The following is a 24,219-nucleotide window of genomic DNA, read 5'->3' on the forward strand; positions in this document are numbered from 1 at the left end:
GCGGCGGCCTCGGCCGCCTCGGCCGCCTCGGCCTCGGTCTCGGTCGCGCCGGCCGACGCGGTCGCGTCGGCGATCTGCAGGACGAGGGCCTCCGCGTCGACCTGCAGCGTGACGCCCGACGGCAGCTTCAGGTCGCCGGCCAGCACCTGCGTCCCGACCTCCAGGCCCTCGATGGACAGGTCGACGGCCTCGGGGATGTGCGTCGCCTCCGCCTCGACCGACACCTGGACCAGCTCCTGCTGGACGACGCCGCCCGCGACGACGTCGCCGACCAGGTTGACCGGCAGGTCGACGACGACCTTCTCGCCGCGCTTCACCAGCAGCAGGTCGACGTGCTCCAGGAAGCCCTTGACCGGGTCGCGCTGGACGTCCTTCGGCAGCGCCAGCTCGGAGCCCCCGGAGAGGCCCTCGATGGTCAGCAGCACGTTCGGCGTCTTCAGGGCGAGCATCAGGTCGTGGCCCGGCAGCGCGATGTGCTGCGGGTCGGTGCCGTGACCGTAGAGGACGGCGGGCACCTTGCCGGCCCGGCGGGTGCGCCGCGCGGCACCCTTACCGAACTCGGTGCGCGGCTCGGCGGCAATGCGTACCTCGGACACGGCGAAAACTCCTCGTTGTTGCTTCCACGGCCGTCCGGCATCGGACGTCCGCTACGGACGATGCGTTGCGTTCCTCGCGCGCCGTCGAAGGCGGGCGCGCTCAAAGATTCGTTTGCGTTCCCCGGGGAGTGCGGGCCCTTCGCGGGCACCGCACTTGAACGTCCTGGGGCATACGCGGTTGCACAAGTCTAGCCCAACACGGCAACGCCCAACGCCACGGCCCTGCCGGCGCCATGGCCGCCGCCAAGCCCGCCGCCATGCCCGCCGGCACGCGCCGTGCCCGAGGTCGAGGTCTAGCTGTGGCCGCCGAACAGGCTCGTGACCGAGCCGTCGGAGAACACCTCGTTGATCGCACGCGCGACCAGCGGCGCGATCGACAGCACCGTGAGCTTGTCGAACTGCTTCTCCTCCGGGATCGGCAGCGTGTTGGTCAGCACCACCTCGGAGATCCGGGAGTTCTTCAGCCGGTCCACCGCCGGGCCCGACAGCACCCCGTGCGTCGCCGCGACGACGACCTTGGTCGCGCCCTGGTCGAACAGCGCGTCCGCCGCCTTCACGATCGTCCCACCGGTGTCGATCATGTCGTCCACCACGACGCAGGTGCGGCCGGCGACCTCGCCGACCACGTCGAACACCTTGACCTCGTTGGCCACGTCCGGGTCGCGCTTCTTGTGGATGATCGCCATCGGGACGCCGCCCAGCCGGTCGCTCCACCGCTCGGTGACCCGCACCCGGCCCGCGTCCGGCGCGACCACGGTGACCTGGGAGGTGTCCAGCCGGCTCTCGAAGTGCCGGGCCAGCAGGTCCAGCGCGAACAGGTGGTCCACCGGGCCGTCGAAGAAGCCCTGGATCTGCGCGGTGTGCAGGTCCACGGTGATCAGCCGGTCGGCGCCCGCCGTCTTGAACAGATCGGCCATCAGCCGCGCCGAGATCGGCTCGCGGCCGCGGTGCTTCTTGTCCTGCCGTGCGTAGCCGAAGAACGGCGCGACCACCGTGATCCGCTTGGCCGACGCGCGCTTGAGCGCGTCCACCATGATCAACTGCTCCATGATCCACTGATTGATGGGAGCCGTGTGACTCTGGACCACGAAGGCGTCGGAGCCGCGGACCGACTCCAGGAACCGCACGAACGTCTCGCCGTTGGCGAAGTCGTACGCGGACGTCGGCGTCAGCTCGACCTGGAGGTTGTCGGCTACTTCCCTGGCCAGGTCAGGGTGGGCTCGGCCGGTGAAGAGCATCAGCTTCTTCTGGCCGCTCGTTTTTATCCCACTCACCTCTGACAACTCCCCCTCAATGGAACCGTGCCCTGCATGTGGGTTGTCGTCCCCACTCCCGCGCACCAAAGAGCCGGCGCGCGGGTCGTCTTGTCGTCGAGCCGCTCTCCGGTCGGGCGGCCCTGTGTTGTTCCGGAAGACGCCGTCGTCCTCCACCTCCCCGCCCTGAGGCGGGGCAGTCCTCTTCGGGCGCGCTAAGTCGCGCTCTCCTCGCCGGCCCGGGCCCGGCGGGCCGCCTCGGCCGCCGGCGTCCCCGGCCGCTTCCGCTCGACCCAGCCCTCGACGTTGCGCTGCCGTCCTCGCGCGACCGCCATCGCCCCGGGCGGGACGTCCTGGATGATCACCGAGCCGGCCGCGGTGTAGGCGCCGTCCCCGATCGTCACCGGCGCGACGATCATGTTGTCGCTGCCGACCTTCACATGCGACCCGATGACGCTGCGGTGCTTCTCCACACCGTCGTAGTTGACGAACACCGAGCTCGCGCCGATGTTCGAGCCGGCGCCGATCTCGGCGTCGCCGACGTAGGTCAGATGCGGCACCTTCGTGCCCTCGCCGATGTCGGCGTTCTTGGTCTCGACGTACGTGCCGACCTTGGCCCCGGCCGCGAGCGTCGTCCCGGGCCGCAGGTAAGCGTAGGGCCCGACCGACGCCTCCGGCCCGATCCGCGCCCCGACGCACACCGCGTTCGTCACCGACGCGCCGGCGCCGACCGTCGTGTCGGTCAGCGTGCAGCCGGGACCGACCCGCGCGCCCTCGCCGAGGTGCGTCCTGCCGTGCAGCTGCGTCCCCGGGTGGATCTCCGCGTCCGGTTCGGCGGTCACGTGCACGTCGATCCACGTGGAGGCCGGGTCGATGATCGTGACCCCGGCGCGCATGTGCGCTTCGAGGATGCGGTCGTTCAGCTGCCTGCGGGCCTGCGAGAGCTGGACCTTGTCGTTGACGCCCTGGGTCTCCACCCAGTCGGCGGCCAGGTGCGCCCCCGCCCGGTGGCCGTCGCCGCGCAGGATCGCCACCACGTCGGTGAGGTACTCCTCGCCGCCCGCGTTGTCGGTCGTCACCCGCTTCAGCGCGTCCGCCAGGAGCGCGCCGTCGAACGCGTACATCCCGACGTTGATCTCGTTGATCGCGCGCTGCTCCTCGGTGGCGTCCTTGTGCTCGACGATCGCCTCGGCGCTGCCGTCCGCCGCCCGGATCATGCGCCCGTAGCCGGTCGCGTCCGGCATCTCGGTGGTCAGCACGGTGACGGCGTTGCCCTCGTCCTCGTGCGCCCGGACCAGCGCCCGCAGCGTCTCGCCCCGCAGCAGCGGGTGGTCGCCGTTCGTCACGACGACCGTCCCGTCCAGCGCGCCGGTCTGCTCCAGCGCCATCCGCACGGCGTGGCCCGTCCCGCCCTGCCGCTCCTGCACGGCGGCCTCGGCGTCCGGGGCGTGCTCGGCGAGATGCCCGACGACCTGCTCGCGCCGGTGCCCGACGACCACGACGAGCCGCTCGGGCTCCAGTTCGCGGGCGGCGGCGAGCACGTGGCCGAGCATGCTGCGCCCGCACAGCTCGTGCAGCACCTTCGAGGTACGGGACTTCATCCGGGTGCCCTCGCCCGCGGCGAGGACGATGACGGCGGCCGGGCGGCTCGCAGCGCTCACAAGGAGGCTCCTCGGCATCGCGGACGGGGATCGGTCGCGGGCCCGCCCACCTGCGACATCACGACACGGCAGGCCGGGGCGAACCCGACACCGGCAGGATACCGCCCACCTCGCTCCTGTCACCCCACCGCCCACCCCGGGGGACCCGGTCGGGCGTCTCAGACAGCTCCGGCGCAAGGACTCGAACCTTGTCTAAGGGCACCAAAAACCCTTGTGCTGCCAATTACACCACGCCGGATCAAAGCAGACGGGTCCGGACAGAGCCGCGAACCGACCGGCCCCCACGATACCGACACGGGCCCGGGAGGGCCCACCTCATATGGCCATCCACCCGGACGCGCCCACCGTCGCCCTCCATGGTCGTTTTGTCCGGATCGGTTTAGAACGTGTATCACGGAGCAAGCACACTGCGTGCCGGTCGGCCCGGGCCCGGTCGAGCGGCCAGGGCCCACCGCCCCCCGGCGGGCGGCCGACGACCCCCGTTACGCACGAGTGTTATGTGGCCAAAGGGGCAGTTTCCCGCTGATTTTACTGTTCGGATCTGCACAACCTACGGACTCGTAGGTTACGTTGGCGTAGGTAAGGCTGCCCCGAGTCACGGGAAGAAGTGATGACGCATGACGACAGCTCCGGCCATGGATCCACCTCGCCCGCAGCGGCGTCCCGAACTCGCGCCCCAGCAGCGCGGCAACGGAGAACGGGTGCTGATCGCCACGTTCACCGCGCTGCCCTTCCTGGCACTGTTCGCCGCCGTCCCGCTGGCCTGGGGACGGTTCCTCGGCTGGACGGACGTCGTCCTCACGGCCGTCTTCTACCTGGTGTCCGCGGGCGGCATCACGGTCGGCTACCACCGGTACTTCACCCACGGCTCCTTCAAGGCCACGCGCGGCCTGAAGATCTTCATGGCGCTGGCCGGGAGCCTGGCCATCGAGGGGCCGGTCATCACCTGGGTGGCCGACCACCGGCGGCACCACAAGCACTCGGACAAGGAGTTCGACCCGCACTCGCCGTGGCGGTTCGGCGACGACTGGAAGGCCCTCGCCAAGGGGCTGGCCTGGGCGCACTACGGCTGGCTGTTCGACGCCAACCGGACCTCCAAGCAGCGGTTCGCCAAGGACCTGCTCAACGACCGCGACATCCGGCGCATCCACCAGGCCTTCCCCGGCCTGGTCGCGGTGTCGTTCCTGCTCCCGGCCGTGATCGGCGGCCTGGTCACCATGTCGTGGGCGGGCTTCCTCACGGCGCTGTTCTGGGCCGGCTTCGTCCGGATCACCCTGGTGCACCACGTGACCTGGTCCATCAACTCGATCTGCCACACCTTCGGCAAGGAGGAGTTCGAGGTCCGGGACAAGTCGCGCAACGTGTGGTGGCTGGCGATCCCCTCGCTGGGCGAGTCGTGGCACAACCTGCACCACTCGGACCCGACCTGCGCCCGGCACGGCGTGCTGAAGGGGCAGGTCGACATCAGCGCGCGCATCATCTGGGCGTTCGAGAAGATGCGCCTGGCCCGCGACGTCCGGTGGCCGAACCCCGACAGGCTGGCCGCGAAGCGCACGAAGCAGGCGGTTTGACCGCCACAATTGATCCCGTGACAGATCCCGCTCCCAGGACCCGCAGAAAGCGGATGACCGGCAAGGAACGCCGCGAGCAGCTCCTCGACATCGGCCGGACCCTGTTCGCCGAGCGCGGGCTGGACGGCACCTCGGTGGAGGAGATCGCGTCGGCCGCCGGGGTGTCCAAGCCGGTGGTGTACGAGCACTTCGGCGGCAAGGAGGGGCTCTACGCGGTCGTCGTCGACCGGGAGTTCGAGCGGCTGCTGAGCCTCGTCACCGACTCGCTGAACTCGGCCGTCCACTACCGGGGCAAGCTGGAGAAGGCGGCCCTGGCGCTGCTGGAGTACATCGAGGAGCGCCCGGAAGGGTTCCGCATCCTCGTCCGCGACTCGCACGGCGGGACGGGCACCGGCAGCTACGCCAGCCTGCTGAGCGAGATCGCCGGCGAGGTGGAGCACATCCTGGCGCAGGAGTTCGACCGGCACGGCTACGACGACAAGTTCGCGCCGCTGTACGCGCAGAGCCTGGTCGGCATGGTGGCGCTCACGGGCCAGTGGTGGCTGGACGTCCGCAAACCGCACCGGGAGGACGTGGCCGCGCACATCGTGAACCTGGCGTGGAACGGCCTGTCCGGGCTCGAACCGAGGCCGTCGCTGGACCCGCGCCGCCGCCGCAAGGAGATGGAGCGGCAGGAGAAGCGCGCGGAGAAGGCCGCCGCCAAGGCCGAGCGAGCCGAGGGGAAGGCCGCGGCGAAGGCGGAGAAGGTCCACCGCCGGGCGCTGCGCGACTTCGACGAGATCGCCGACCCGTCAGCCTGAGGGCCGCAGGAACTCCAGCCGGTTCCCCACGGGGTCGTCGGTGTGGAAGCGGCGGTGTCCGGGGAACAGGTCGTCCGGCGTGACCTCGTGGCCGGCGGCCCGCAGGCGCGCCGCGAGGGCGTCGAGGTCGTCGACGAGCAGGCCCGGGTGGGCCTTGCGGGCGGGCCGGAAGCCGGGCTCGACGCCGAGGTGGATCTCGACGCCCGGGCCGCGGAACCAGGCGCCCCCGCGCTTGGCGAGTTCGGGCGGCTTGGCCACCTCCTCAAGGCCGAGGACGCCGCCGTAGAAGGCGCGGAGCCGGTCCTCGGCGCCGGGCGGGGCGGCGAGCTGGACGTGGTGGACACCGATGATCATGGTCGCCTCCGGACATGGCACCGGCGGCCGCCCGGAGTTCGTCCGGGAGGCCGCCGGCAGGGTCGCCGGTCTCGGGTCGCGAGCCGGGTTTCGCGGACGCCGCCCGTCCGCCGGAGATGGCACACCGCAGGGGAACGAGTCGCTTCCCTCGGGCGGGGCGGGCGGCATCCCGTCTAGGGGGTGGTGGCGATCACGAAGATCCTCCGGAACGGGAACACGGTGCCGTAGGGGGCGGCGGGGTAGGCGCGCCTGAGCCGCTCGCGGTACTCGGCGAGGAACTCGTCCGCCTCCGCTGGCGAGAGGGCGGTGAGGACGGGGCGCAGCGCGCTGCCCTTGACCCATTCGAGGACCGGGTCCTCGCCGTGCAGCACCTGCGCATAGGTGGTCTCCCAGGCGTCGACGGCGCATCCGAGCCGGGCCAGGAGGTCCACGTATCCGGCCGGGTCGAGGACGGGGGCGTCGTGCTGGAGGTGGGCGAGCTTGCCACGCCACCGTTCGGAGCGGCCCATCTCGCGGAGCAGGACGTGGCTCGGCGCGTCGAAGTTGCCGGGCACCTGGAAGGCGAGGCGGCCGCCCGGGGCGAGGGCGCCGACCCAGCGGGGCAGCAGGCGCGGGTGCTCGGGGAGCCAGTGCAGGACGGCGTTGGAGATGACGAGGTCGAGGGGCCGCTCGGGCTCCCAGGCGGCGACGTCGGCGACGCGGAAGGCGAGGCGCCCCGGGATCTCGTGCGCGCGGGCCGCCGCGATCATCTCCGGCGAGCTGTCGAAGGCGTCGATGACGGCGTCCGGCCAGCGGGCGGCCAGGGTGGCGGTCAGCTCTCCGCTCCCGCAGCCGAGGTCGGCGACGCGGGCGGGCGGGGCGCCGCCGAGCCGCCCGGCGAGCTCGGTGAAGGGCCTGGCGCGCTCGTCGCCGAAGACCCCGTACTGCGCGGGGTCCCACACGGCCGCGGTTTGTCTCGACATCAAGAAACATCATGCCCGGCGCATATCTTGATGTCAAGAGTCTTGGCGCGCGTGTCCCGCCGGCCGGTCGCCTGACGGATGCGCCCCCGCCCGCGGCGCTCCTAGGCTCACCGGCATGACGGACGACGAGAGCGGATGGGCGCTGGTGCTCGGCCCCGGCGGGCCGGTCGGGACGGCGTGGCTGATCGGGCTGGCGGCGGGGCTGCGCGAGGCGGGCGTGGACCCGGCGGCGGCGGGCCTGGTCGTCGGGACCTCGGCGGGCGCCATCGCGGGCGCGGCGATCACCACCGGCAGGGACCTGGCGGCGCTGGAGGAGCTGCCGCCGCGCGGCGGCCCCCCGGCGCCGGCGGACGGCTCGGTGATGGCGCGGGTGTTCGAGGTCGGCAGCGCCCCGGGACTGGAACCGGACGAGGCCAGGCGGCGGATCGGGCGGCTGGCCCTGGAGGCGGACGCGCTTCCCGCCGAACGCCACCACGCGAGCATGCGGTACCTGGTCGGGACCGACACGTGGCCGGACGCACGGCTGCTGATCACCGGGATGGACGCCGCGTCGGGCGAACCGGTGCTGTGGGACGCGTCGAGCGGCGTCCCGCTGTCGCTGGCGGTGGCCGCGAGCAGCGCGGCGCCCGGCTTCGCCGAGCCGGTGCCGATCGGCGGGCGCCGCTACATGGACGGCGCGTTCGCCGGATGGTCGGAGGCGGAACTGGCGCGGGGAGCCGGGCCGCTCGTCGCGGTGGAGCCGATGCCCCACATGCGGGGCGGCGGCGGCCTCCGGATCGTCCCGGACGCGCGGGCGCTGGAGGCGTTCGGGCCGAGCCTCGGGGACCGCTCGCGGTGGACGCCCGTCTACCGGGAGGGCCTCCGGCAGGCGCCGGAGGCGGCCGAGCGGATCACCGCCGCGCTGGCCGCCCACCGCTGATCACGCCCCGTCTTTCTCGATATCAAGACAGGTAGGGTGGCGGCATGCGCGATGAGGTCGACAGGCTGGTCGAGGCGTGGAACACCGAGCGCCCGGACCTGGACGTCCGGCCGCTGCAGGTCCTCAGCCGCGTGTCCCGCCTGGCCCGGCACCTCGACCGCGCCCGGCGCGCCGTGTTCGCCGACCACGGCCTGGAGCCGTGGGAGTTCGACGTGCTCACCGCGCTGCGCCGGGCGGGCGCCCCCTACCGGCTGAGCCCCGGCCGCCTCCTGCACGCGACCCTGGTGACCTCCGGCACGATGACGAACCGCATCGACCGGCTGGCGGCGGCGGGGCTGGTGGAGCGGCATCCCGACCCGCAGGACAAGCGCGGCGTGCAGGTCCGCCTCACCGAGGCGGGCCTGACCCGCGTCGACGCCGCCTTCGCCGACCTGCTCCGCCGCGAGCAGGCGATCCTGGAAGGCCTCTCCCCCGACCAGCGCGAAGCCCTGGCCGACCTCCTGCGCACCCTCCTCATCCCCTTCGACGCGTGATCTCCCAGGGGGGCATCTCCCAGGGGGGCGACCCCCTGGAACCCCGTCACGAGCCGGGCGATCCTCACGCCACGGTGCTGGTGTGCTGTGCCCGTGCGGGTTCTCGTCGTGTCGCTCCGGCCGCCCGGCTCGGCGGGTCGTGCGACCTCCAGGCGCCTAGAGCGCCTTCCGGCCGCCCGGCCCGCGCCCGGCTGAGGACCCTGTTTCAGGGGGTCAGGGCGGCTTCCAGGGCGGCGGCCAGGGCGCAGAGGCGTTCCTCGCCTCCGGCGGGGCCGATGAGCTGGACGGACGCGGGCAGGTGCGAGCCGGGCACCGGGACGGGCAGGGCGAAGGCGGGAAGCCCGGCGACGTTGACCTGACCCACGAGCGTCGTGAGGACCAGGTCGGACTCGTCCGCCTCATCGGGCTCCGGGGGCAGGCACGGCAGGACCGGCAGGGCGATGGCGGCGTGCCGGGCGAGGATCGCGTCGAGCTCCGCCCTGATCGCCTTCCGCACGCCGAGCGCCCGGTCGAGCATCCCGGCGCCGGACACGTCGATCATGTGCTGGACGCGGCGCGCGATGCGGCCGCTCAGCTTGTCCGGCTCGGCGAGCAGGCGCCCGTTCCAGCGCGGGGCCTCGTCGCTGATGATCAGGCCGTTGGCGGTGGCGGCGTCGGCATAGTGCTCGGACGTGACGTCGGTGACGGGGCCGAGGCGGCGCAGGGCCTCGTCGACGGCGGCGTCGATCGCCGGGTCCACGCCGTCGACGCGGAGGCGCGCGACGGTCATGGACGGGTCGTAGGGGGCGGGCGTGAAGCCGGGTTCGAGCAGGCGCATGCCGAGCACGACGGCGGCGACGTCGCGGCCCATCGGCCCGACGACGTCCAGCGTCGGCGACAGGGGATACACGCCGTCCAGGGAGACGCGGCCGTTCGTGGTCTTCAGGCCCGCGATGCCGCAGCAGGCGGCCGGGATGCGGATCGACCCGGAGGTGTCGGTCCCGAAGGCGACGTCGGCCTCGCCGGTGGCGACGGCGACGGCGGAGCCGCTCGACGAGCCGCCCGGCACCCGCGACGGGTCGAGCGGGTTCACCGGCGTGCCCGACCAGGGGTTCACGCCGTCCGCGGCCATGCACAGCTCGTTCAGGTTGGTCTTCCCGGCGATGCGGGCGCCCTGCGCGCGGGCGGACGCGACGGCGGGCGCGTCCGCGGCGGCGGGCTCGGCGCGCTCGGCGACGGCCCGGCAGCCCGCGGTGGTGGGCAGCCCGGCGACGTCGATCGCGTCCTTGACGGCGAGCCGCGGGCCGTCGCCCGGCTCGTTCGTCCTGATGATCCAGGTCGTCATTCAGGCATGATGCCCCGGTGCGCCCGCGAACCGCCAGGAACGTCCTGCTAGCCGAGATCCTCGGCGAGCATGAGCCACTCCTCCTCGACGCCGGCGGCCTCGGCCTGGACCTCCTTGAGCCGGGCGTCCAGCTCCTGGAGCTTGGCATAGTCGGTGGCGTGCGCGGCGAGCTGCTCGTGGAGGGCGGCCTGCTGACCGGCGAGCTTCTCCAGGCGGCGTTCGAGGCGGTCGAGCTCCTTGCGGGCCTTCCAGTCCTGGCCGCCCGCCTTGGGCTTGGGCGGCGCCGCGGCGGGCTCGTCGCGGACCGCGCCGGGCTTGGGCGCGGTCCCGGCGGCGCGGCGTTCGAGGTACTCGTCGACGCCGCCGGGCAGCAGCGACACGCGGCCGTCGCCGAGCAGCGCGACGACGTGGTCGGTGATGCGCTCCAGGAAGTAGCGGTCGTGGCTGACGACGACGAGGGTCCCGGGCCAGCCGTCCAGAAGGTCCTCGACCTCGGTGAGGGTCTCGATGTCGAGGTCGTTCGTGGGCTCGTCCAGCAGGAGGACGTTGGGCTCGGCCATCAGGAGGCGCAGCAGTTGCAGGCGGCGGCGCTCACCGCCGGACAGGTCGCCGACGGGCGTCCACTGCCGGTCGCCCGCGAAGCCGAGCCGTTCGAGGAGCTGGCTCGCGGTCCATTCGCGCTTGCCGACGGTGATGCGGCGGCGGATCTCCTCGACCGACTCCAGGACGCGCCGGGCCGGGTCGAGCTCCTCCAGGTTCTGCGACAGGTGCGCGAGCTGGACGGTCTTGCCCTGCACCACCGTGCCGGAGACCGGCTGGACGGAGCCGTCGAGGAGGCGCAGCAGGGTGCTCTTGCCGCTGCCGTTGACGCCGACGAGACCGACCCGGTCGCCCGGGCCGAGCCGCCACGTCATGCGCTGGAACAGGTCGCGGTCGCCGAGGCGGACGCTGACGTCCTCGATGTCGTAGACGGTCTTGCCGAGCCGCGCGGTCGCGAACCGGGTCAGCTCCACCGAGTCGCGCGCCGGCGGCTCGTCGGCGATGAGGGCCTGTGCGGCGTCCACCCGGAACTTGGGCTTGGACGTGCGCGCCTGCGGGCCGCGGCGCAGCCACGCCAGCTCCTTGCGGAGCAGGTTCTGCCGCTTGGCCTCGGTGGCGGCGGCGATCCGGGAGCGCTCGGCCTTGGCGAGGACGTAGGCGGAGTAGCCGCCCTCGTAGCGTTCGACGCGCCCGTCGACGACCTCCCACGTGCGGTCGGTGACCGCGTCGAGGAACCAGCGGTCGTGGGTGACGACGAGCAGCGCGACCTTGCGGCCCCTCAGGTGCCGGGCCAGCCAGTCGATCGCCTCGATGTCGAGGTGGTTGGTGGGCTCGTCCAGCAGGAGCAGGTCGGACTCGGGAACCAGGAGCCGGGCCAGCGCGACGCGGCGGCGCTCCCCGCCGGACATGCCGGCCAGCGGCGCGTCCAGGTCGAGGTCGGCGAGCAGGCCGCCGAGGATGTCGCGGGCCCGGACGTCGCCCGCCCACTCGTGCTCGGCGCGGTCGCCGAGCACCACGGACCGGACGGTCGCGTTCTCGGCGAACGCGTCCCGCTGGGTGAGGTAGCCGAGCCGGATCCCGCGCGCGTGGGTGACGCGCCCGTCGTCGGGCTCGGTCTCCCGGGCGAGGACGGACACGAGGGTGCTCTTGCCGCCGCCGTTGCGTCCGACGACGCCGACGCGGTCGCCCTCGTCCAGGCCGAGGGACACGGCGTCGAGCAGCGGTTCGGGCCCGTAGGCCTTGGCGACGTTCTCAAGATTGATCAGATTCACGGCGCCTTCAAGCGTAGGGCCCCGCGCGCACCGCTCGCACGGCGCGCCCCGCTCAGACGATCAGTTCGGTGGCGCCATGCCCGAGGACCCGGGCTGCTCCGGCCGATCCGGCTGATCCGGTTGCCCGTACTGACCCGGCTCCCCGTACTGGCCGGGTTGGCCCTGCTGCCCGTATTGGCCCTGCTGGCCGTACTGCCCCGGCTGGTCCGGCTGCCCGTATTGACCGGGTTGGCCCTGCTGGCCGTACTGACCCTGCTGGCCGTACTGACCCTGCTGGCCGTACTGACCCTGCTGGCCGTACTGACCCTGCTGGCCGTACTGGCCCGGCTGACCCGGCTGCCCGTACTGGCCGTACTGGCCGGGTGGCTGCGGCGGGTACGGGGCGCCGGGCGGCCCGTACGCCGCGCCGGAGTTCTTGCTCTTCGACGAGTTCGCGGCGAGCACCACCACGACCACCACGACGACGCCGACGACCAGGAGCAGGAGCAGGAGGATCAAGGGGGTCAGCATGCCAAGACGCGCCATTTCGCTAGGTTCCGAAATCCGTGGGAGGCGAACCGATCGATCAGGGCGGCCCGGGTCTCCGGCCGCGCGGCGAGCCTACTGCCCGCCCGCCTCCCCCGGCACCACGGAGCCGGGCGCCACGGGCCCCGGCACGGCGGGGCCCGGGACCCCGGGGCCCGGCACGGCGGAACCGGGCAGGGAGCCCGTTCCCGCGGAGGCCGCCACCACCTTGTCAGGGGCGTTGCGGCGCAGAGCCCGGTCGCGGCGCACCGCCAGCAGAACAAGCGTCGCCATCACGACGATCGCCACGAGGCTCAGCATCCCGGACAGATACGTCATCGCTCCACCTCGCCGGTCGGGTCAGTCCCGGAGGAACCGGTGTCACGCATAGAAGACGCGCTCTGCGACAGCAAGGTTCGCTTGTGTGACGATGGCAGCTACCGGGACAGGGCCGTCCCACCGTCCTGTCAGACGACTGTGGCCCCGGGGACGGGTCCGTGAGCCCGGACGATCTGCTCCGCGACACCGGCCGAGTCCAGCGCGTCCGCCAGCTCCGCGGCGTCCTCGTCGGTCTCGGCGAGGAACGCGCAGGTGGGACCGGAACCGGAGACGAGCGCCCCGATCGCGCCGAGCTCGCGGCCGGCGTCGAGCGTGCGGCGCAGCGACGGGCGCAGCGACAGCGCGGCGGGCTCCAGGTCGTTGGACAGCGCGGCGCCGAGGGCCTTGGCGTCCCCGGTGGCGAGCGCGGTCATCAGCGCCTCGGACACGGTCGGCCAGGCGGCCGCCTCCCCCGCCGCCAGGCGGAGCCGGTCGCACTCGCCGTAGACGGCCGGTGTGGACAGGCCGCCGTCGGCGGTCGCGAACACCCAGTGGAAGGCGCCGCGGGTGAGGGCGGGGGTGAGCCGCTCCCCGCGCCCGACGCCGACGGCCGTGCCGCCGAGGACCGCGAACGGGACGTCGCTGCCGAGGTCGCCGCCGAGCTCCATGAGGTCGTCGCGGGTGAGGACGGGCTCCTCGCGGTCGTCCCAGAGCCGGGCGCACGCGACGAGCGCGGCGGCGGCGTCGGCGCTGCCGCCCGCCATGCCCCCCGCGACCGGGATCGCCTTGCGGATCGAGAGCCGCACGGCCGTCTCGACGCCGAGGCGCGCCGCGACGAGCCGGGCCGCCCTGGCGGCGAGGTTGTCCTCGCCGGTGGGGACGCCGCCGACCGCGACGCGCGAGTGCGGGGCCGCCCGGACCTCCACCGCCAGCCGCTCGGCGGGCTCGGCCGTCACCTCGTCGAACAGCGACACGGCGTGGAACACGTTGACGAGGTCGTGGTAGCCGTCGTCGCGGATCGGCCCGACGCCCAACTGGAGGTTCACCTTGGCGGGGACCCGCACCGTCACTGCGTTCACTCGCGAAACCCTACGGGACCCTCAGCCGCCGCTTGTGACGGGGAGGTTGCGGGGGTTGAAGTACGGCGTCGTGGCGAGTTCGCGCAGCGCCGACATCGCGTGCGTGTCGCCGGTCACCGAGTAGGAGCGGCGCCTGTCGCGGGCGTTCTTCGCCTGCTCGTCGGAGTTGAAGTACACGACGGCCTTGACCTGCGGGTCCTGCAGGGTCTTGGCGGCCTCGCGGAGCCATTCGGCGCGGCGCGGGCCGTAGGACTTCGGCACCCCGAACTCGGCGATCATGATGGGCTTGTGGCGTCCCCGGGCCCACTCGGTGAAGAGCTTCAGCGCCTCCGACAGGTCGCGGTAGTCGTAGTCGGCGCCGGGCTGGGCGTCGGCGCAGATCCAGTCGACCTGGTCGTCGCCGGGGTAGTACGAGCCCGCGTTCGCGCCGTTGAAGCCGCGGGCGGTGGGGCACCACACCCAGGCGACGTTGTCGACGCCCTCCCGCTTGAAGATCGCCCGCAGGTGCTTCCACGCGGCCGTGAAGTCGGCGGCCGAGTGGACGCGCTTCTGCTCGGACGCCCTGTCCATGTCCCGCGACCAGCGCAGGAACACGGGCTTGCCGAGGGCCTTGACGGCGCGGGCGCGCTTGGCGATCAGGTCGTCGTGCTCGCCCTGGACGATCTCGCGGGCGTCGCCGCCGTCCCAGGTCAGCAGCAGGTAGCGGTTGCCGTCGGCGACGGACTTCTCCAGCGCGCCCGGGAAGTCGCTCTTCCAGCCGCGGTAGCTCTGCACGATGTCGAGCCGGCGGCCGAGCCGCTGCTCGAAACCGGCGACGGGCGCCATGCCCGGCTTGCCGGCGTCCTTCCCGGACGGCGACCCCGAAGGCGCCCCGGAGTCCGACGGCGACTCCGACGGCGACTCCGACGGCGACTCCGACGGCGAGCCGGACGGGGACGCCGAGGCGGAGGCGGACGGCAGGCCGCCCTCCGGCGGCACCCACGCCCCGAAGTAGGCCCCCTGGCCCGGCGGGACCGGCGCCACGCCCGCCCGCGCCGTCGTCGTGATCTTGGGTGCCGCGCCGGCGCCGCCCCCGCAGCCCGCCGCGACCGTGGCGATCGTGCCCGCGATCGCGAGCAGTGCCGTCCCCACGATCGGCATCCGGGTCCGCGCCGCCCGCGAACGCGCCTTCACATCGACCTCCGGCTCGTGCTGATGCTGTCTCATCCCCCGCGGGGAGCTCTGGCCTCGGGGGGTCGAGAGAGATCACCCCGGCGAGAAGGACCATACTCGGCAATTCGGGCGAAGGCGGCCACGTCCAGCGCTTCGCCCCGGGTCCGCGGGTCGACGCCCGCGGCGCGCAGCGCCTCCTCGGCGGCGGGCGCCGACCCGGCCCATCCCGCGAGGGCCGCGCGCAGCGTCTTGCGGCGCTGCGCGAACGCGGCGTCGACCACGGCGAACACCTCCTCCCGGGACGCCCCGGTCGGCGGCGGGTCGCGGCGGGTGAACGCCACGAGCCCGGAGTCGACGTTCGGCGCGGGCCAGAACACGGCGCGCCCGACGGCCCCGGCCCGCCGGGCCTCCCCGTACCAGGCGAGCTTCACCGACGGCACCCCGTAGATCTTGGAGCCGGGCGCGGCGGCCATCCGGTCGGCGACCTCGGCCTGCACCATCACCAGCGCGGACCGCAGCGACGGCAGCGTCGCCAGAAGGTGCAGCACGACGGGGACGGCGACGTTGTAGGGCAGGTTCGCCACGAGGGCGGTCGGCGCGGGCCCCGGCAGCTCCGCGATCCTCATCGCGTCGGCGCGCACGACCTCAAGGCGCTCCGCGAGGTCCGGCTCCCGGGCGGCGGCCGTGGCCGGCAGCTCGGCGGCCAGCACCGGGTCGATCTCCACGGCGACGACCCGCCGCACCCGCGGCAGCAGTGCCAGCGTGAGCGACCCCAGCCCGGGACCCACCTCGATGACGACGTCGCCCGGGTCCAGCTCGGCGGCCCGGACGATCCGCCGGACGGTGTTGGCGTCGATGACGAAGTTCTGCCCGAGCGTCTTCGTCGGCCTGATGCCGAGCCGCCCGGCCAGCTCCCGCACGTCCGCCGGCCCGAGCAGGCCCCTGGTGTCCCCCATGCGTCAAGTCTCTCCTGTCATCGCGCGGGCCCGGTCCCCAGGGCCCCGCGGGCGCCGGTCAGGAGAACAGGAACTTCCCACAGTTGGGCCACTGGCCCTGCCAGCGGCCGTTCACCCGCTTGTAGAGCAGCTGGGCCCGGTAGGTCTGCTCGGCCGAGCTGGCGTCCGACGGCTTCCCCGAGCCGCCGACCGACGCCCACGACGCCAGGGAGAACTGGTAGAGGCCGTAGTACCCGGCCGGGTTCACGGCCTTGGGGTTGTTGTGGGACTCGCAGTTGGCGAGGCCGCGCCAGTTCAACTGCGTCACCGAGCCGCTGTTCGCCGACTTCGGCCCCACCGCGATGATCTGCGCGACGGGCTTGCGCTTGACCTTCCTCGCGAGCACCTTCACGACCTTGCGGCCCTTGCGCCGGACGTAGGCGACCTTCACGATCGTGATGCCGGGACGGCCCTTGCGCAGCTCCTTCTCGCTCCACGGCGCGACGGACGAGCTCTTCTTGCGGACCGTCGGGGCGGTCGTCTTCACGACCTTGGTCACCGGCTCCGACAGCAGCCGCATGATCTTGATGACGTCGCCGGCGGGCTTGTCGGCGGCCGGCTCGACCAGGTCGTGCGGGCCGAGCGCGATCTTCGCCTGCTCCAGCACCTGGCCGACGGTCGCGCCGGTCGTCATGGTCTCGGTCTTCTTCGCGTCGACCACGATGACGATCTTGCGCGGCGCGGGGGCGGTGGTGCGCGGCGCGTCCGCGACGACGCCGCGCTTCGGGGCCGCCGAGCCGCCGTCCCCGCCGCACGCCGAGGCGAGCAGCGCGGACGCCAGCAGGACGGCGAGGGGCGCGAGCGCGCGGGCGGCGCGCTCGCGCGGCACGGATGGGGAAGGCACGGGGAGTTCCTCCAGGGAGCCGGGCTCGGGGGGCGCCCGTCCAACGGCCAGAGATTAGAGGCCCCCGCCCGTCTCCGCCACCGGAACGCCGCCACTCGCCCCATTTGCCCGATATGCCCACCCCGGGATCCGCTCCGCCCCGGCCGGACCCGCACCGGTCACCAGGGGCCGAAGGCGCGCTCCCCGTTCGCGGCGATCGCGGCGCACAGCTCCGCCAGGTCGACGCCCTTGACCTCCGCCATCGCTCGGACGGTGTGCGGGATCAGGTACGAGGCGTTCGGCTTGCCGCGGTGCGGGATCGGCGTCAGGAACGGCGCGTCGGTCTCCACCAGCAGCAGGTCGAGCGGCGCGGCGCGCAGCGCCTCCCGCAGGGGCTCGGCGTTCTTGAACGTGACGTTCCCGGCGAAGCTCATCAGGTAGCCGCGATCGGCACAGACCCGCGCCATGGCGGCGTCACCGGAGTAGCAGTGGAAGACGACCGTGTCGGGCGCCCCCTCCTCCTCCAGGATCGCCAGCACGTCGTCGTGGGCCTCCCGGTCGTGGATCACCAGGGCCTTGCCGGTGCGCTTGGCGATGTCGACGTGGGCGCGGAAGGAGCGGTGCTGGTCCTCCTTCGGCGCCCAGTCGCGGTAGTAGTCCAGGCCCGTCTCGCCGATCGCGCGGACCTTGGGGTGCGCGGCGAGCAGGGCGACGTCGGCCAGGACGGCGTCGCTGACGCCCGTCGTCTCGTTCGGGTGGATCGCGACCGCCGCGTACACGTCGTCGAACTCGCCCGCGGCGTCCACCGCGAACCGGGAGGACGGCAGGTCGCAGCCGATCGTGACGATCCGCGCGACGCCCCCGGCCTTCGCCGACCTCAGCTGCTCGTCCACCGGCGTCTCGACGATGTCGAGATGGCAGTGGCTGTCGAAGACGTCGACGGGCAGGCGCTCGGGCAGCGGCGGGTAGGAACGGGACGCCTGCCCGTCGCCCTCCTGGGTCACGCCTTCTCCAGCCGGGCGAGCTCCTCGTCCACCACGGACGTCTCCAGCTTCTTGAACAGCGGCACCGGCTTGGCCAGCGGGACGCCCGGCTTGATCGGCATGGACTCCCAGCGGGCCTCGGTCGCGTAGTCGCCGGTGAGGACGCGGTAGTCGGGGCCGCCCTCCTCCGACACCGTCTCCAGCCTCGGCATGCCGCTCCAGACGCCCTGCCCGCCGAGCATCTCGTAGACCTTCTGCGAGGAGTTCGGCAGGAACGGCGTCAGGAGCGTCTTGGCGTCGTCGACGACCTGGAGCGCGGTGTGCAGGATCGACTTGACGCGCTCGGGGTCGTCCTTGAGCTTCCAGGGCGCCTGGTCCGACAGGTACTTGTTGGCGTCGCGGACGACGTCCAGCGCCTCGGTGATCGAGTTCTTGAACCGCGACCGCCCGAGCTCGGCGCCCACGGCCCCGAACGCGGCGCGGCTGCGCTCCAGCAGCGCCCGGTCGGCGTCGGTGAGGTCGCCCGCCTCGGGGATCGCGCCGAAGTTCTTCGCCGCCATGTTCACCGAGCGGTTCACGAGGTTGCCCCACGCCGCCACCAGCTCGTCGTTGTTGCGGCGGACGAACTCCGACCACGTGAAGTCGGTGTCCTGGTTCTCGGGGCCGGCGACCGCGACGTAGTAGCGCAGCGCGTCCACGTCGTAGCGCTCCAGGAAGTCCTTCACGTAGATGACCACCTGGCGGGACGAGGAGAACTTGCGGCCCTCCATCGTCAGGAACTCCGACGACACGACCTCCGTCGGGAGGTTCAGCGCGCCCAGCGAGCCGGGCGTGCCGCCCTTGTCGCCCTGGCCGCTGTAGCCGAGGAGCATCGCCGGCCAGATCTCGGCGTGGAAGACGATGTTGTCCTTGCCCATGAAGTAGTAGGACAGGGCCTCCGGGTCCTGCCACCAGGCGCGCCATGCCTCGGGGTCGCCGGAGCGCCGCGCCCACTCCACCGACGCGGAGAAGTAGCCGACGACGGCGTCGAACCACACGTACAGCTTCTTGGCCGGGTTGTCGCGCCAGCCGTCCAGCGGGATCGGCACGCCCCAGTCGAGGTCGCGGCTGATCGCCCGCGGCTGCATGTCGTCGAGGAGGTTCAGCGCGAACTTCAGCACGTTCGGCCGCCACTGGCCCTGCTTCCCCCGCAGGTACCGGCCGAGGACCTCGGTGAACGCGGGCAGGTCGAGCATGAAGTGCTCGGTCTCGGTGAACTTCGGCGTCTCGCCGTTGATCCGCGACACCGGGTTGATCAGGTCGATCGGGTCGAGCTGGTTGCCGCAGTTGTCGCACTGGTCGCCGCGCGCCCCGTCGTACCCGCAGATGGGGCAGGTGCCCTCGATGTAGCGGTCCGGGAGCGTCCGGCCGGTGGACGGCGAGATCGCGCCCATCGTCTTGGTCGGGAAGATGTAGCCGTTGTCGTACAGGCCCTTGAAGACCTCCTGGACGACCGCGTAGTGGTTCAGCGTCGTGGTGCGCGTGAACAGGTCGTAGGACATCCCGAGGCCGTACAGGTCCTCGGCGATCACGGAGCTGTAGCGGTCGGCCAGCTCGCGGGCCGTCACGCCCTCCTTGTCGGCCTGCACCTGGATCGGCGTGCCGTGCTCGTCGGTGCCGCTGACCATCAGGACCTTGTTGCCCGCCATCCGCTGGTAGCGGCTGAACATGTCGGCGGGCAGCGCGAAACCGGAGACGTGCCCGATGTGACGGGGCCCGTTGGCGTACGGCCATGCGGGCGCGGTCAAGATATGACGGCTTGACGAGGACATGGAATCAAGGGTAGTCGCGTCACGGGGGCCGCGGCACGCGAGTAACCTGGCTCGGCGTCACAGCACGGACCAGCGGAGGCGGGAACTCAAGGCATGGCCCAGACCACGTCCGACCAGGCGGTCGCCCGGGAAGCCGACGACGCGGGGCCGGACGCGCCGTCCGCCCGCACCGGCCCGCTGAGCCGGCTGCGGCGGACCCGGCGGGTGGTGTGGCTGTCGCTGCTGGTCGCGGCGTCCGCGGTGCTCGCCCAGTGGGTGATCATGACCCCGCCGCTGTACTTCGACCCGTACTACGTGTGGCTCGCCGCCCGCGACTGGCCGCACATCCCCCTCACCCAGTGGCCGTTCGACGAGGTCCCGCACCAGGTCACCCGGATCGGGCTGGTGCTCCCGGCCCGGCTGGTCCAGGAGGTCCTCGGGGACGGCCAGGCCGCCTACTTCACCGTCGCCGCCCTCGGCGGGGCCGCCTTCTTCGTCGGGACCTACCTGGTCGTCCGGTCCCTGTTCGGGGACGTGGCGGGCCTGGCGTCCGCGGCGGTCATGCTGGTCCACCCGTTCTTCACCATGACCAACCCGTTCGGCCACGAGATCACCTGGTCGACCGGGGTGATGCTGCCGGACATGCCGGGCGCGGGGCTGTTCACCCTCGGGATGGCGGGCCTCGTCGTCGCGAGCCGCAGGTCCGGCCGGGCCCAGACGCGGATGCTGCTCGCCGCCGGGGTGCTCCTCGGCGCGTCGTTCCTCGTCCGGGAGTTCCTGGCCTTCCTCTTCCTCGCCATCCCCGCCTACCTCGCGCTGCTGCGCATCCCGTGGCGCCGCAACGTCACGGTCGGCGCGCCGATGCTGGCGATCCTGCTGCTCAACTTCGTCCACAACCAGCTGGTGTGGGGCAGCCCGCTCGCCGGGCTCATGTCGGCGGCCGAGCACGGCGGCCAGTCCCGCGACTACGTCACCCGCTCGCTCGCCGCGCGGTCGTTCCTGCGCGCGATGCACGACTGGAACCCGCTCGGGCTCGTCTTCACCGGGGCACTGGTCCTCACCATCGCCGGCTGGGCCCTCACCCGCGACCGGCGGCTCGCGCTGGTCCTGGTGTGGTTCTTCACGCTGGCGGTGCCGCTGACGCTGTTCTCCGGCGTCCTCGACCCGAACGACATCTCGCTGCGCGCCTGGCTCCAGCGGTACTGGTTCGCGGTGCTGCCCGCGCTGCTCGCCGGGGGCTCCGGATCGCTGATCCTGATGTTCCGGATGCTGCCGCCCGGCCTGGTGTCGCGGCTGCGGCTGCGGACGGTCGCGGCGCCCGTCCTGGCGGTCGCGCTGGGGGCGACGTACGCGGTGGCGGCAGTCCGCGCCGTCCCCGAACTGCCGCGCGACAAGGCGTGGAACGAGCTGCGCGGGTACCTCGGCGGCCACCGCGACATCACGCTGATCTGCGCCGACCGGCGGCTCGCGCAGACCCTCACCTTCTACATGCGCGACATGTGGGGGCGCCCGGTCTGGCGCGGCGAGATCCGCGACTTCCCGCACTACATGCCCATCCCGCGCAACGCGACCGAGGGGCCGATGCTCTACACGCGCTGGCGCGGCATGGAGTCGCAGATCGGCGGCGGCTGGCGCCCCGACCCCGCCCAGGGCTGGACGCTCATGTGGCGCTCGTCGGACGGGGTGCTCCAGCTCTGGAATCCCCCCGCGAAGGCCGCCGGAAGCTAGCGGGCCCAGGCGACCCAGTCGCCCTCGACCGTGCGGCGGCTGGCGACGACGTGCCAGCCGGGCGGAGCGCCCTTCGGCCAGGACGCGGTGGGAGGGGCGTTCTTCGGCCAGGCCAGGACGACCATGTCGGCGTCCTGCGGCGGCGCGGTCCAGCGGGCGTCGAACACGCTGCCGTCGCTCCACCAGGCCCAGTAGTACTGGGAGAGCCGGATCGTCCACCAGATGTTCCAGTCGACGGCGATGGACCGCTGCTTCGTCAGGTCGACGGTGCCCCGCAGGTCGGTGTAGGCCGTCTCGGCGCGCACCAGCGGCTGCGCGATGCGTTCGGTCGCGGTGACGCACATGGCCAGCGCGACGGCGGCCAGCAGGCCCGCCAGCAGCAGCCGGCCGGTCGGGCGGTGGGGCCGCAGCAGGACGGCCGCCGTCGACAGGACGAGCAGAAGCAACCCGGCGGACGTGGCCCGCCAGAGGTGGAACGCCGTCCAGTCCCAGGTCAGGAGCGACGTCTCGGGGAAGTCGTAGGCGGTGTAGGTGTACCGGGTGAGCAGGTCGCCCGCGTACCACTGGACGACGCACGCGGCGACGACCGTCAGCACGGCCGCCGCGCCCGCCGCCCACAGCAGCGTGCGCCGCGAGGCGCGCATCAGGACCGCGACGCCCACCGCGAACAGCGCCGGCGTGACACTGGCCAGGTAGCGGCCGTACACGTAGTTGCCGATGCGGTACTCGACGGGCAGGGCCGCCGACGTGGCGAACGCGATGCCCGCCACGAGCGCGACGACCGCGAGCGCCAGCGCCCGCACCGGCCCCGGGGTGGCGCGGCGCACCGCGAGGAACGCGACGGCGAGGAGCCCGAGCGCCGCCACGCCGCCGGTCGCGACGGACTGGTACCAGACCTGGCCGGTGCCGAGCGAGAGCATCCAGCCCCACCCGTCCAGCGTGGTGAGGCGCTTCACGACGTTGCCGCCGAGATCGTTGTCGCCCTGCGGGTACATGTGCGGCAGCAGCGACCGGTTCAGCAGCATCCCCGCGGCCGTCGCGGCGGCGAGGGCGAGCGTGGCGGCGGACACGGCGCGCCAGGACCGCCACCGGAACACCAGGGCGGCGCCGAGCAGCGCGGCGTGCACGAGCAGCAGGATCGCGCCGCGGGTGTGGCAGGCGTAGGCGTAGGCGACCAGCAGCGACGCGCCCGCCCCGGCCGCTGCCAGCCGGAGGGACGGGCGGCGCCCGTCCGGGGGCGGGGCGGTCAGCCAGGTGTGCGCCAGGAGCAGCCAGCCGGCCACGAGCACCGGCAGGATCGCGTCGGTCAGCACGAACCCGGAGTAGAACAGCACGCACGGCAGCAGCGCCGTGACGTGCCCGAAGACGTACGCCCAGCGCCGCCGCACCGCCAGCCGGCGCAGCAGCAGGTAGGCCAGCGGCAGCATCGCCGCGCTGACCAGCGCGTTGATCGCCAGGGCGGCCCGGTAGACCGCGACCGGGCCGTCGCCGATCCAGAAGGCGGGCGTCAGCAGCAGCGGGTAGCCGCCGCGGTACACCGTCCCGAACGACATGTCGGCGTCGGGCCCGCCGGTCAGGACGCGGGCGGCGAACAGGTACCCCGACTCGTCCGGCGTCGCCACCGGAAGCGTCTGCCCTGCCGCGAGCCAGAGCCGCACGGCGACCTGCGCGAGCCACCCGAGCGCGAACAGCCAGGCCCAGCGGCGGCGGTCCGCCCGCGGCGGGGCGGCGGCCGGGTCGGCCGGAAAGGCCGGAGGCCGCGCGGCGCCGCCTTCGTGCGGGGCGTCCGGGCGCGCGGCGTCCTGCGGCGTGCGCGTGCTCACCGGCGGACGGCGCGCCGGGCGCGCACTACCGGGGGAAGAAGCTCCATCGACGGTCAAGCCTGTCATATCGCGGGCGGAGCGCCCGGGCCCGGCCCGGGGACGCTCAGCGAGCGTCCTCGTCGCCGGCCTCGGCCCGGGTGGCGCCCGCCTTGCCCGCGGTGACCTTCTCCGGCTCGTCCTCGGCCGCGCCCTTCTCGTTCTTCTCGGCCTTCGCCGCCTTCGCCGCCTTCTCGGCCTCGGCGACCTTCTGCACGGCGGCGTCGACGACGCCCGCGGCCTCCTCGGCCGGGTCGGTGAGCGGCGGGTGCTGGCGGCGCCGGATGCCGAGGATGCTGACGAACAGCGAGGCGAAGATGGCCTGGAAGCTCATCACCAGCGCGGTCGCGGCGGGGACGACGATGCGCAGCGAGTGCCGCGGGTCCAGCTCGCCGAAGCTGTTCACCCGCCAGTGCAGCAGGGACGCGACGAGGCCGCCGAGGCCGGCGACGGCGAGCAGCCCGCCGAGCAGCAGGCCGCGCTCCAGGCTCCACCAGTCGATGAGCTTCTGCACGCGGCGGTCGTGCGGCAGGAATCCCTCCTGCATCGCGTAGACCTTCGTCAGCAGCGCGAACAGCACCGCCTGGAAGCCGATCACCAGCGCGGCGGAGGCGCCGACCAGCGTGTCGACGTCGAAGGCGATGTCCCCGACGGTCACGGGGCCGGTCGACAGCGCGACGCCGGCGACCAGGCCGAGCATCATGAAGACCAGGCCGGGGATGAGGAACAGCCAGCGGGGGCTGTAGAGCATGAGGAAGCGCAGGTGGCGCCAGCCGTCGCGCCAGGTGTTGAGGTGCGGGGCGCGGGTCCGCCCGTCCGGCGACAGCGTGGTCGGCACCTCGCGGATGTCGTAGCCCTGCAGGGTCGCCTTGACGACCATCTCGCTGGCGAACTCCATGCCGCCGGTCTGCAGGCCGAGGCGCAGGATCGCGTCCTTCTCGAAGGCGCGCAGCCCGCAGTGGAAGTCGCCGATCTTGCTGCCGAAGAACAGCCGGCCGACGAAGCTGAGCACCGGGTTGCCGAGGTAGCGGTGCAGCGGCGGCATGGCGCCGTCGGCGATGCCGCCCTTGAACCGGTTGCCCATGACGAGGTCGGCGCCGTCGCGCAGCTCGTCCAGGAACGGGCCGAGGGTGGTGAAGTCGTAGGAGTCGTCGGCGTCGCCCATCGCGACGTACCTGCCGCGCGCGGCCCGGATCCCGCCCAT

At 73.0% G+C, this 24,219-nt stretch carries 22 protein-coding genes and 1 tRNA gene; 5 read left to right on the top strand and 18 right to left on the bottom strand.

What is annotated here, in order from left to right; translation table 11 throughout:
* From AB0C69_RS14430 to AB0C69_RS14445, 4 genes are all read right to left on the bottom strand, one after another.
* Positions 1–596 (bottom strand): 50S ribosomal protein L25/general stress protein Ctc (locus AB0C69_RS14430; protein WP_360353560.1); only part of this gene is annotated, 596 nt, incomplete at its 3' end.
* A gap of 293 nt (positions 597–889) precedes the next feature.
* The gene (locus AB0C69_RS14435) at positions 890–1,870 is read right to left on the bottom strand and encodes a ribose-phosphate diphosphokinase (protein ID WP_141578287.1); all 981 of its coding nucleotides are present in this window, start codon (positions 1,868–1,870) and stop codon (positions 890–892) included.
* Positions 1,871–2,064: 194 nt separating this feature from the next.
* Positions 2,065–3,510 (bottom strand): bifunctional UDP-N-acetylglucosamine diphosphorylase/glucosamine-1-phosphate N-acetyltransferase GlmU, encoded by a 1,446-nt coding sequence (glmU, locus tag AB0C69_RS14440; protein ID WP_345173553.1) that lies wholly within the window; start codon positions 3,508–3,510, stop codon positions 2,065–2,067.
* Positions 3,511–3,676: 166 nt separating this feature from the next.
* Positions 3,677–3,748 (bottom strand) — tRNA-Gln (locus AB0C69_RS14445).
* A gap of 379 nt (positions 3,749–4,127) precedes the next feature.
* Here AB0C69_RS14445 and AB0C69_RS14450 point away from each other — a divergent pair.
* Together AB0C69_RS14450 and AB0C69_RS14455 are read left to right on the top strand one after the other, a co-directional pair.
* A complete protein-coding gene (locus tag AB0C69_RS14450) occupies positions 4,128–5,081 on the top strand; it encodes an acyl-CoA desaturase (RefSeq protein WP_345173550.1) in 954 nt (317 codons plus the stop codon).
* 17 nt (positions 5,082–5,098) lie between these two features.
* Positions 5,099–5,881: a TetR/AcrR family transcriptional regulator gene (locus AB0C69_RS14455; protein WP_360353564.1), complete on the top strand. Its 783-nt coding sequence runs from the start codon at positions 5,099–5,101 to the stop codon at positions 5,879–5,881.
* On the opposite strand, the gene AB0C69_RS14460 is transcribed toward AB0C69_RS14455, so the two are convergent.
* Positions 5,873–6,235 carry a VOC family protein gene (locus tag AB0C69_RS14460; protein ID WP_345173546.1) on the bottom strand — a complete coding sequence of 121 codons (363 nt, stop codon included), beginning with the start codon at positions 6,233–6,235 and terminating at the stop codon, positions 5,873–5,875. The genes AB0C69_RS14455 and AB0C69_RS14460 overlap by 9 nt on opposite strands.
* Positions 6,236–6,408: 173 nt before the next feature.
* Positions 6,409–7,197, bottom strand: coding sequence for a trans-aconitate 2-methyltransferase (locus tag AB0C69_RS14465; protein ID WP_345173544.1), 789 nt, complete (start codon positions 7,195–7,197; stop codon positions 6,409–6,411).
* A 115-nt stretch (positions 7,198–7,312) separates the two neighbouring features.
* Between AB0C69_RS14465 and AB0C69_RS14470 the strand changes: the two genes are divergently transcribed.
* Both AB0C69_RS14470 and AB0C69_RS14475 read left to right on the top strand, forming a co-directional pair.
* On the top strand, positions 7,313–8,116 hold the full coding sequence (locus tag AB0C69_RS14470) for a patatin-like phospholipase family protein (protein WP_360353566.1): 804 nt from the start codon (positions 7,313–7,315) through the stop codon (positions 8,114–8,116).
* A gap of 44 nt (positions 8,117–8,160) precedes the next feature.
* The gene (locus AB0C69_RS14475; RefSeq protein ID WP_345173541.1) at positions 8,161–8,649 is read left to right on the top strand and encodes a MarR family transcriptional regulator; all 489 of its coding nucleotides are present in this window, start codon (positions 8,161–8,163) and stop codon (positions 8,647–8,649) included.
* 205 nt (positions 8,650–8,854) lie between these two features.
* Here the strand turns inward: AB0C69_RS14475 and AB0C69_RS14480 are convergent, their stop codons facing one another.
* The 10 genes from AB0C69_RS14480 to metG form a co-directional block, all read right to left on the bottom strand.
* Positions 8,855–9,973, bottom strand: coding sequence for an amidase (locus tag AB0C69_RS14480; protein ID WP_360353569.1), 1,119 nt, complete (start codon positions 9,971–9,973; stop codon positions 8,855–8,857).
* A gap of 47 nt (positions 9,974–10,020) precedes the next feature.
* Entirely contained in the window at positions 10,021–11,784 is a 1,764-nt protein-coding gene (locus AB0C69_RS14485) for an ABC-F family ATP-binding cassette domain-containing protein (RefSeq protein ID WP_345173537.1), read from the bottom strand.
* Positions 11,785–11,844: 60 nt separating this feature from the next.
* The gene (locus AB0C69_RS14490; protein WP_360353571.1) at positions 11,845–12,294 is read right to left on the bottom strand and encodes a hypothetical protein; all 450 of its coding nucleotides are present in this window, start codon (positions 12,292–12,294) and stop codon (positions 11,845–11,847) included.
* 90 nt (positions 12,295–12,384) lie between these two features.
* Positions 12,385–12,627 carry a hypothetical protein gene (locus AB0C69_RS14495; RefSeq protein WP_360353573.1) on the bottom strand — a complete coding sequence of 81 codons (243 nt, stop codon included), beginning with the start codon at positions 12,625–12,627 and terminating at the stop codon, positions 12,385–12,387.
* A gap of 128 nt (positions 12,628–12,755) precedes the next feature.
* Complete coding sequence (locus tag AB0C69_RS14500; protein ID WP_345173532.1) at positions 12,756–13,685, bottom strand: 4-(cytidine 5'-diphospho)-2-C-methyl-D-erythritol kinase; 930 nt, start codon at positions 13,683–13,685, stop codon at positions 12,756–12,758.
* Between the two features lie 21 nt (positions 13,686–13,706).
* Complete coding sequence (locus tag AB0C69_RS14505) at positions 13,707–14,891, bottom strand: hypothetical protein (protein ID WP_360353575.1); 1,185 nt, start codon at positions 14,889–14,891, stop codon at positions 13,707–13,709.
* Positions 14,888–15,793, bottom strand: a complete 906-nt coding sequence (rsmA, locus tag AB0C69_RS14510; RefSeq protein WP_360353577.1) for a 16S rRNA (adenine(1518)-N(6)/adenine(1519)-N(6))-dimethyltransferase RsmA — start codon at positions 15,791–15,793, stop codon at positions 14,888–14,890. The genes AB0C69_RS14505 and rsmA overlap by 4 nt, the downstream gene beginning before the upstream one ends.
* Positions 15,794–15,851: 58 nt before the next feature.
* On the bottom strand, positions 15,852–16,676 hold the full coding sequence (locus AB0C69_RS14515; RefSeq protein WP_360353579.1) for a transglycosylase family protein: 825 nt from the start codon (positions 16,674–16,676) through the stop codon (positions 15,852–15,854).
* 158 nt (positions 16,677–16,834) lie between these two features.
* A complete protein-coding gene (locus AB0C69_RS14520; RefSeq protein WP_345173526.1) occupies positions 16,835–17,659 on the bottom strand; it encodes a TatD family hydrolase in 825 nt (274 codons plus the stop codon).
* Positions 17,656–19,449 (bottom strand): methionine--tRNA ligase, encoded by a 1,794-nt coding sequence (gene metG / locus AB0C69_RS14525; RefSeq protein ID WP_345173525.1) that lies wholly within the window; start codon positions 19,447–19,449, stop codon positions 17,656–17,658. Before metG ends, AB0C69_RS14520 begins: the two co-directional genes overlap by 4 nt.
* Before the next feature lie 93 nt (positions 19,450–19,542).
* Here metG and AB0C69_RS14530 point away from each other — a divergent pair, with 93 nt between their 5' ends.
* Complete coding sequence (locus AB0C69_RS14530; RefSeq protein WP_360353582.1) at positions 19,543–21,156, top strand: glycosyltransferase family 39 protein; 1,614 nt, start codon at positions 19,543–19,545, stop codon at positions 21,154–21,156.
* Here AB0C69_RS14530 and AB0C69_RS14535 read toward each other — a convergent pair.
* Both AB0C69_RS14535 and AB0C69_RS14540 read right to left on the bottom strand, forming a co-directional pair.
* Positions 21,153–22,979, bottom strand: coding sequence for a hypothetical protein (locus tag AB0C69_RS14535; protein WP_360353584.1), 1,827 nt, complete (start codon positions 22,977–22,979; stop codon positions 21,153–21,155). The genes AB0C69_RS14530 and AB0C69_RS14535 overlap by 4 nt on opposite strands.
* A 103-nt stretch (positions 22,980–23,082) precedes the next feature.
* A partial coding sequence (locus tag AB0C69_RS14540; protein ID WP_360353586.1) for a glycosyltransferase family 2 protein occupies positions 23,083–24,219 on the bottom strand: 1,137 nt, incomplete at its 5' end.

It is taken from the genome of Actinomadura sp. NPDC048032 (genome assembly GCF_040653175.1).
In the GTDB taxonomy this organism is placed as follows: Bacteria; Actinomycetota; Actinomycetes; order Streptosporangiales; family Streptosporangiaceae; genus Spirillospora; species Spirillospora verrucosospora.

Excerpts from the sequence above, each read along its gene's own strand:
- rsmA (WP_360353577.1), bottom strand. The coding sequence starts at position 15,793 with ATGGGGGACACCAGGGGCCTGCTCGGGCCGGCGGACGTGCGGGAGCTG.
- AB0C69_RS14450 (WP_345173550.1), top strand. The coding sequence starts at position 4,128 with ATGACGACAGCTCCGGCCATGGATCCACCTCGCCCGCAGCGGCGTCCC.
- AB0C69_RS14475 (WP_345173541.1), top strand. The coding sequence starts at position 8,161 with ATGCGCGATGAGGTCGACAGGCTGGTCGAGGCGTGGAACACCGAGCGC.
- AB0C69_RS14470 (WP_360353566.1), top strand. The coding sequence starts at position 7,313 with ATGACGGACGACGAGAGCGGATGGGCGCTGGTGCTCGGCCCCGGCGGG.
- AB0C69_RS14460 (WP_345173546.1), bottom strand. The coding sequence starts at position 6,235 with ATGATCATCGGTGTCCACCACGTCCAGCTCGCCGCCCCGCCCGGCGCC.
- AB0C69_RS14465 (WP_345173544.1), bottom strand. The coding sequence starts at position 7,197 with ATGTCGAGACAAACCGCGGCCGTGTGGGACCCCGCGCAGTACGGGGTC.
- AB0C69_RS14530 (WP_360353582.1), top strand. The coding sequence starts at position 19,543 with ATGGCCCAGACCACGTCCGACCAGGCGGTCGCCCGGGAAGCCGACGAC.
- AB0C69_RS14495 (WP_360353573.1), bottom strand. The coding sequence starts at position 12,627 with ATGACGTATCTGTCCGGGATGCTGAGCCTCGTGGCGATCGTCGTGATG.
- AB0C69_RS14505 (WP_360353575.1), bottom strand. The coding sequence starts at position 14,891 with ATGAGACAGCATCAGCACGAGCCGGAGGTCGATGTGAAGGCGCGTTCG.
- AB0C69_RS14490 (WP_360353571.1), bottom strand. The coding sequence starts at position 12,294 with ATGCTGACCCCCTTGATCCTCCTGCTCCTGCTCCTGGTCGTCGGCGTC.
- metG (WP_345173525.1), bottom strand. The coding sequence starts at position 19,449 with ATGTCCTCGTCAAGCCGTCATATCTTGACCGCGCCCGCATGGCCGTAC.
- AB0C69_RS14480 (WP_360353569.1), bottom strand. The coding sequence starts at position 9,973 with ATGACGACCTGGATCATCAGGACGAACGAGCCGGGCGACGGCCCGCGG.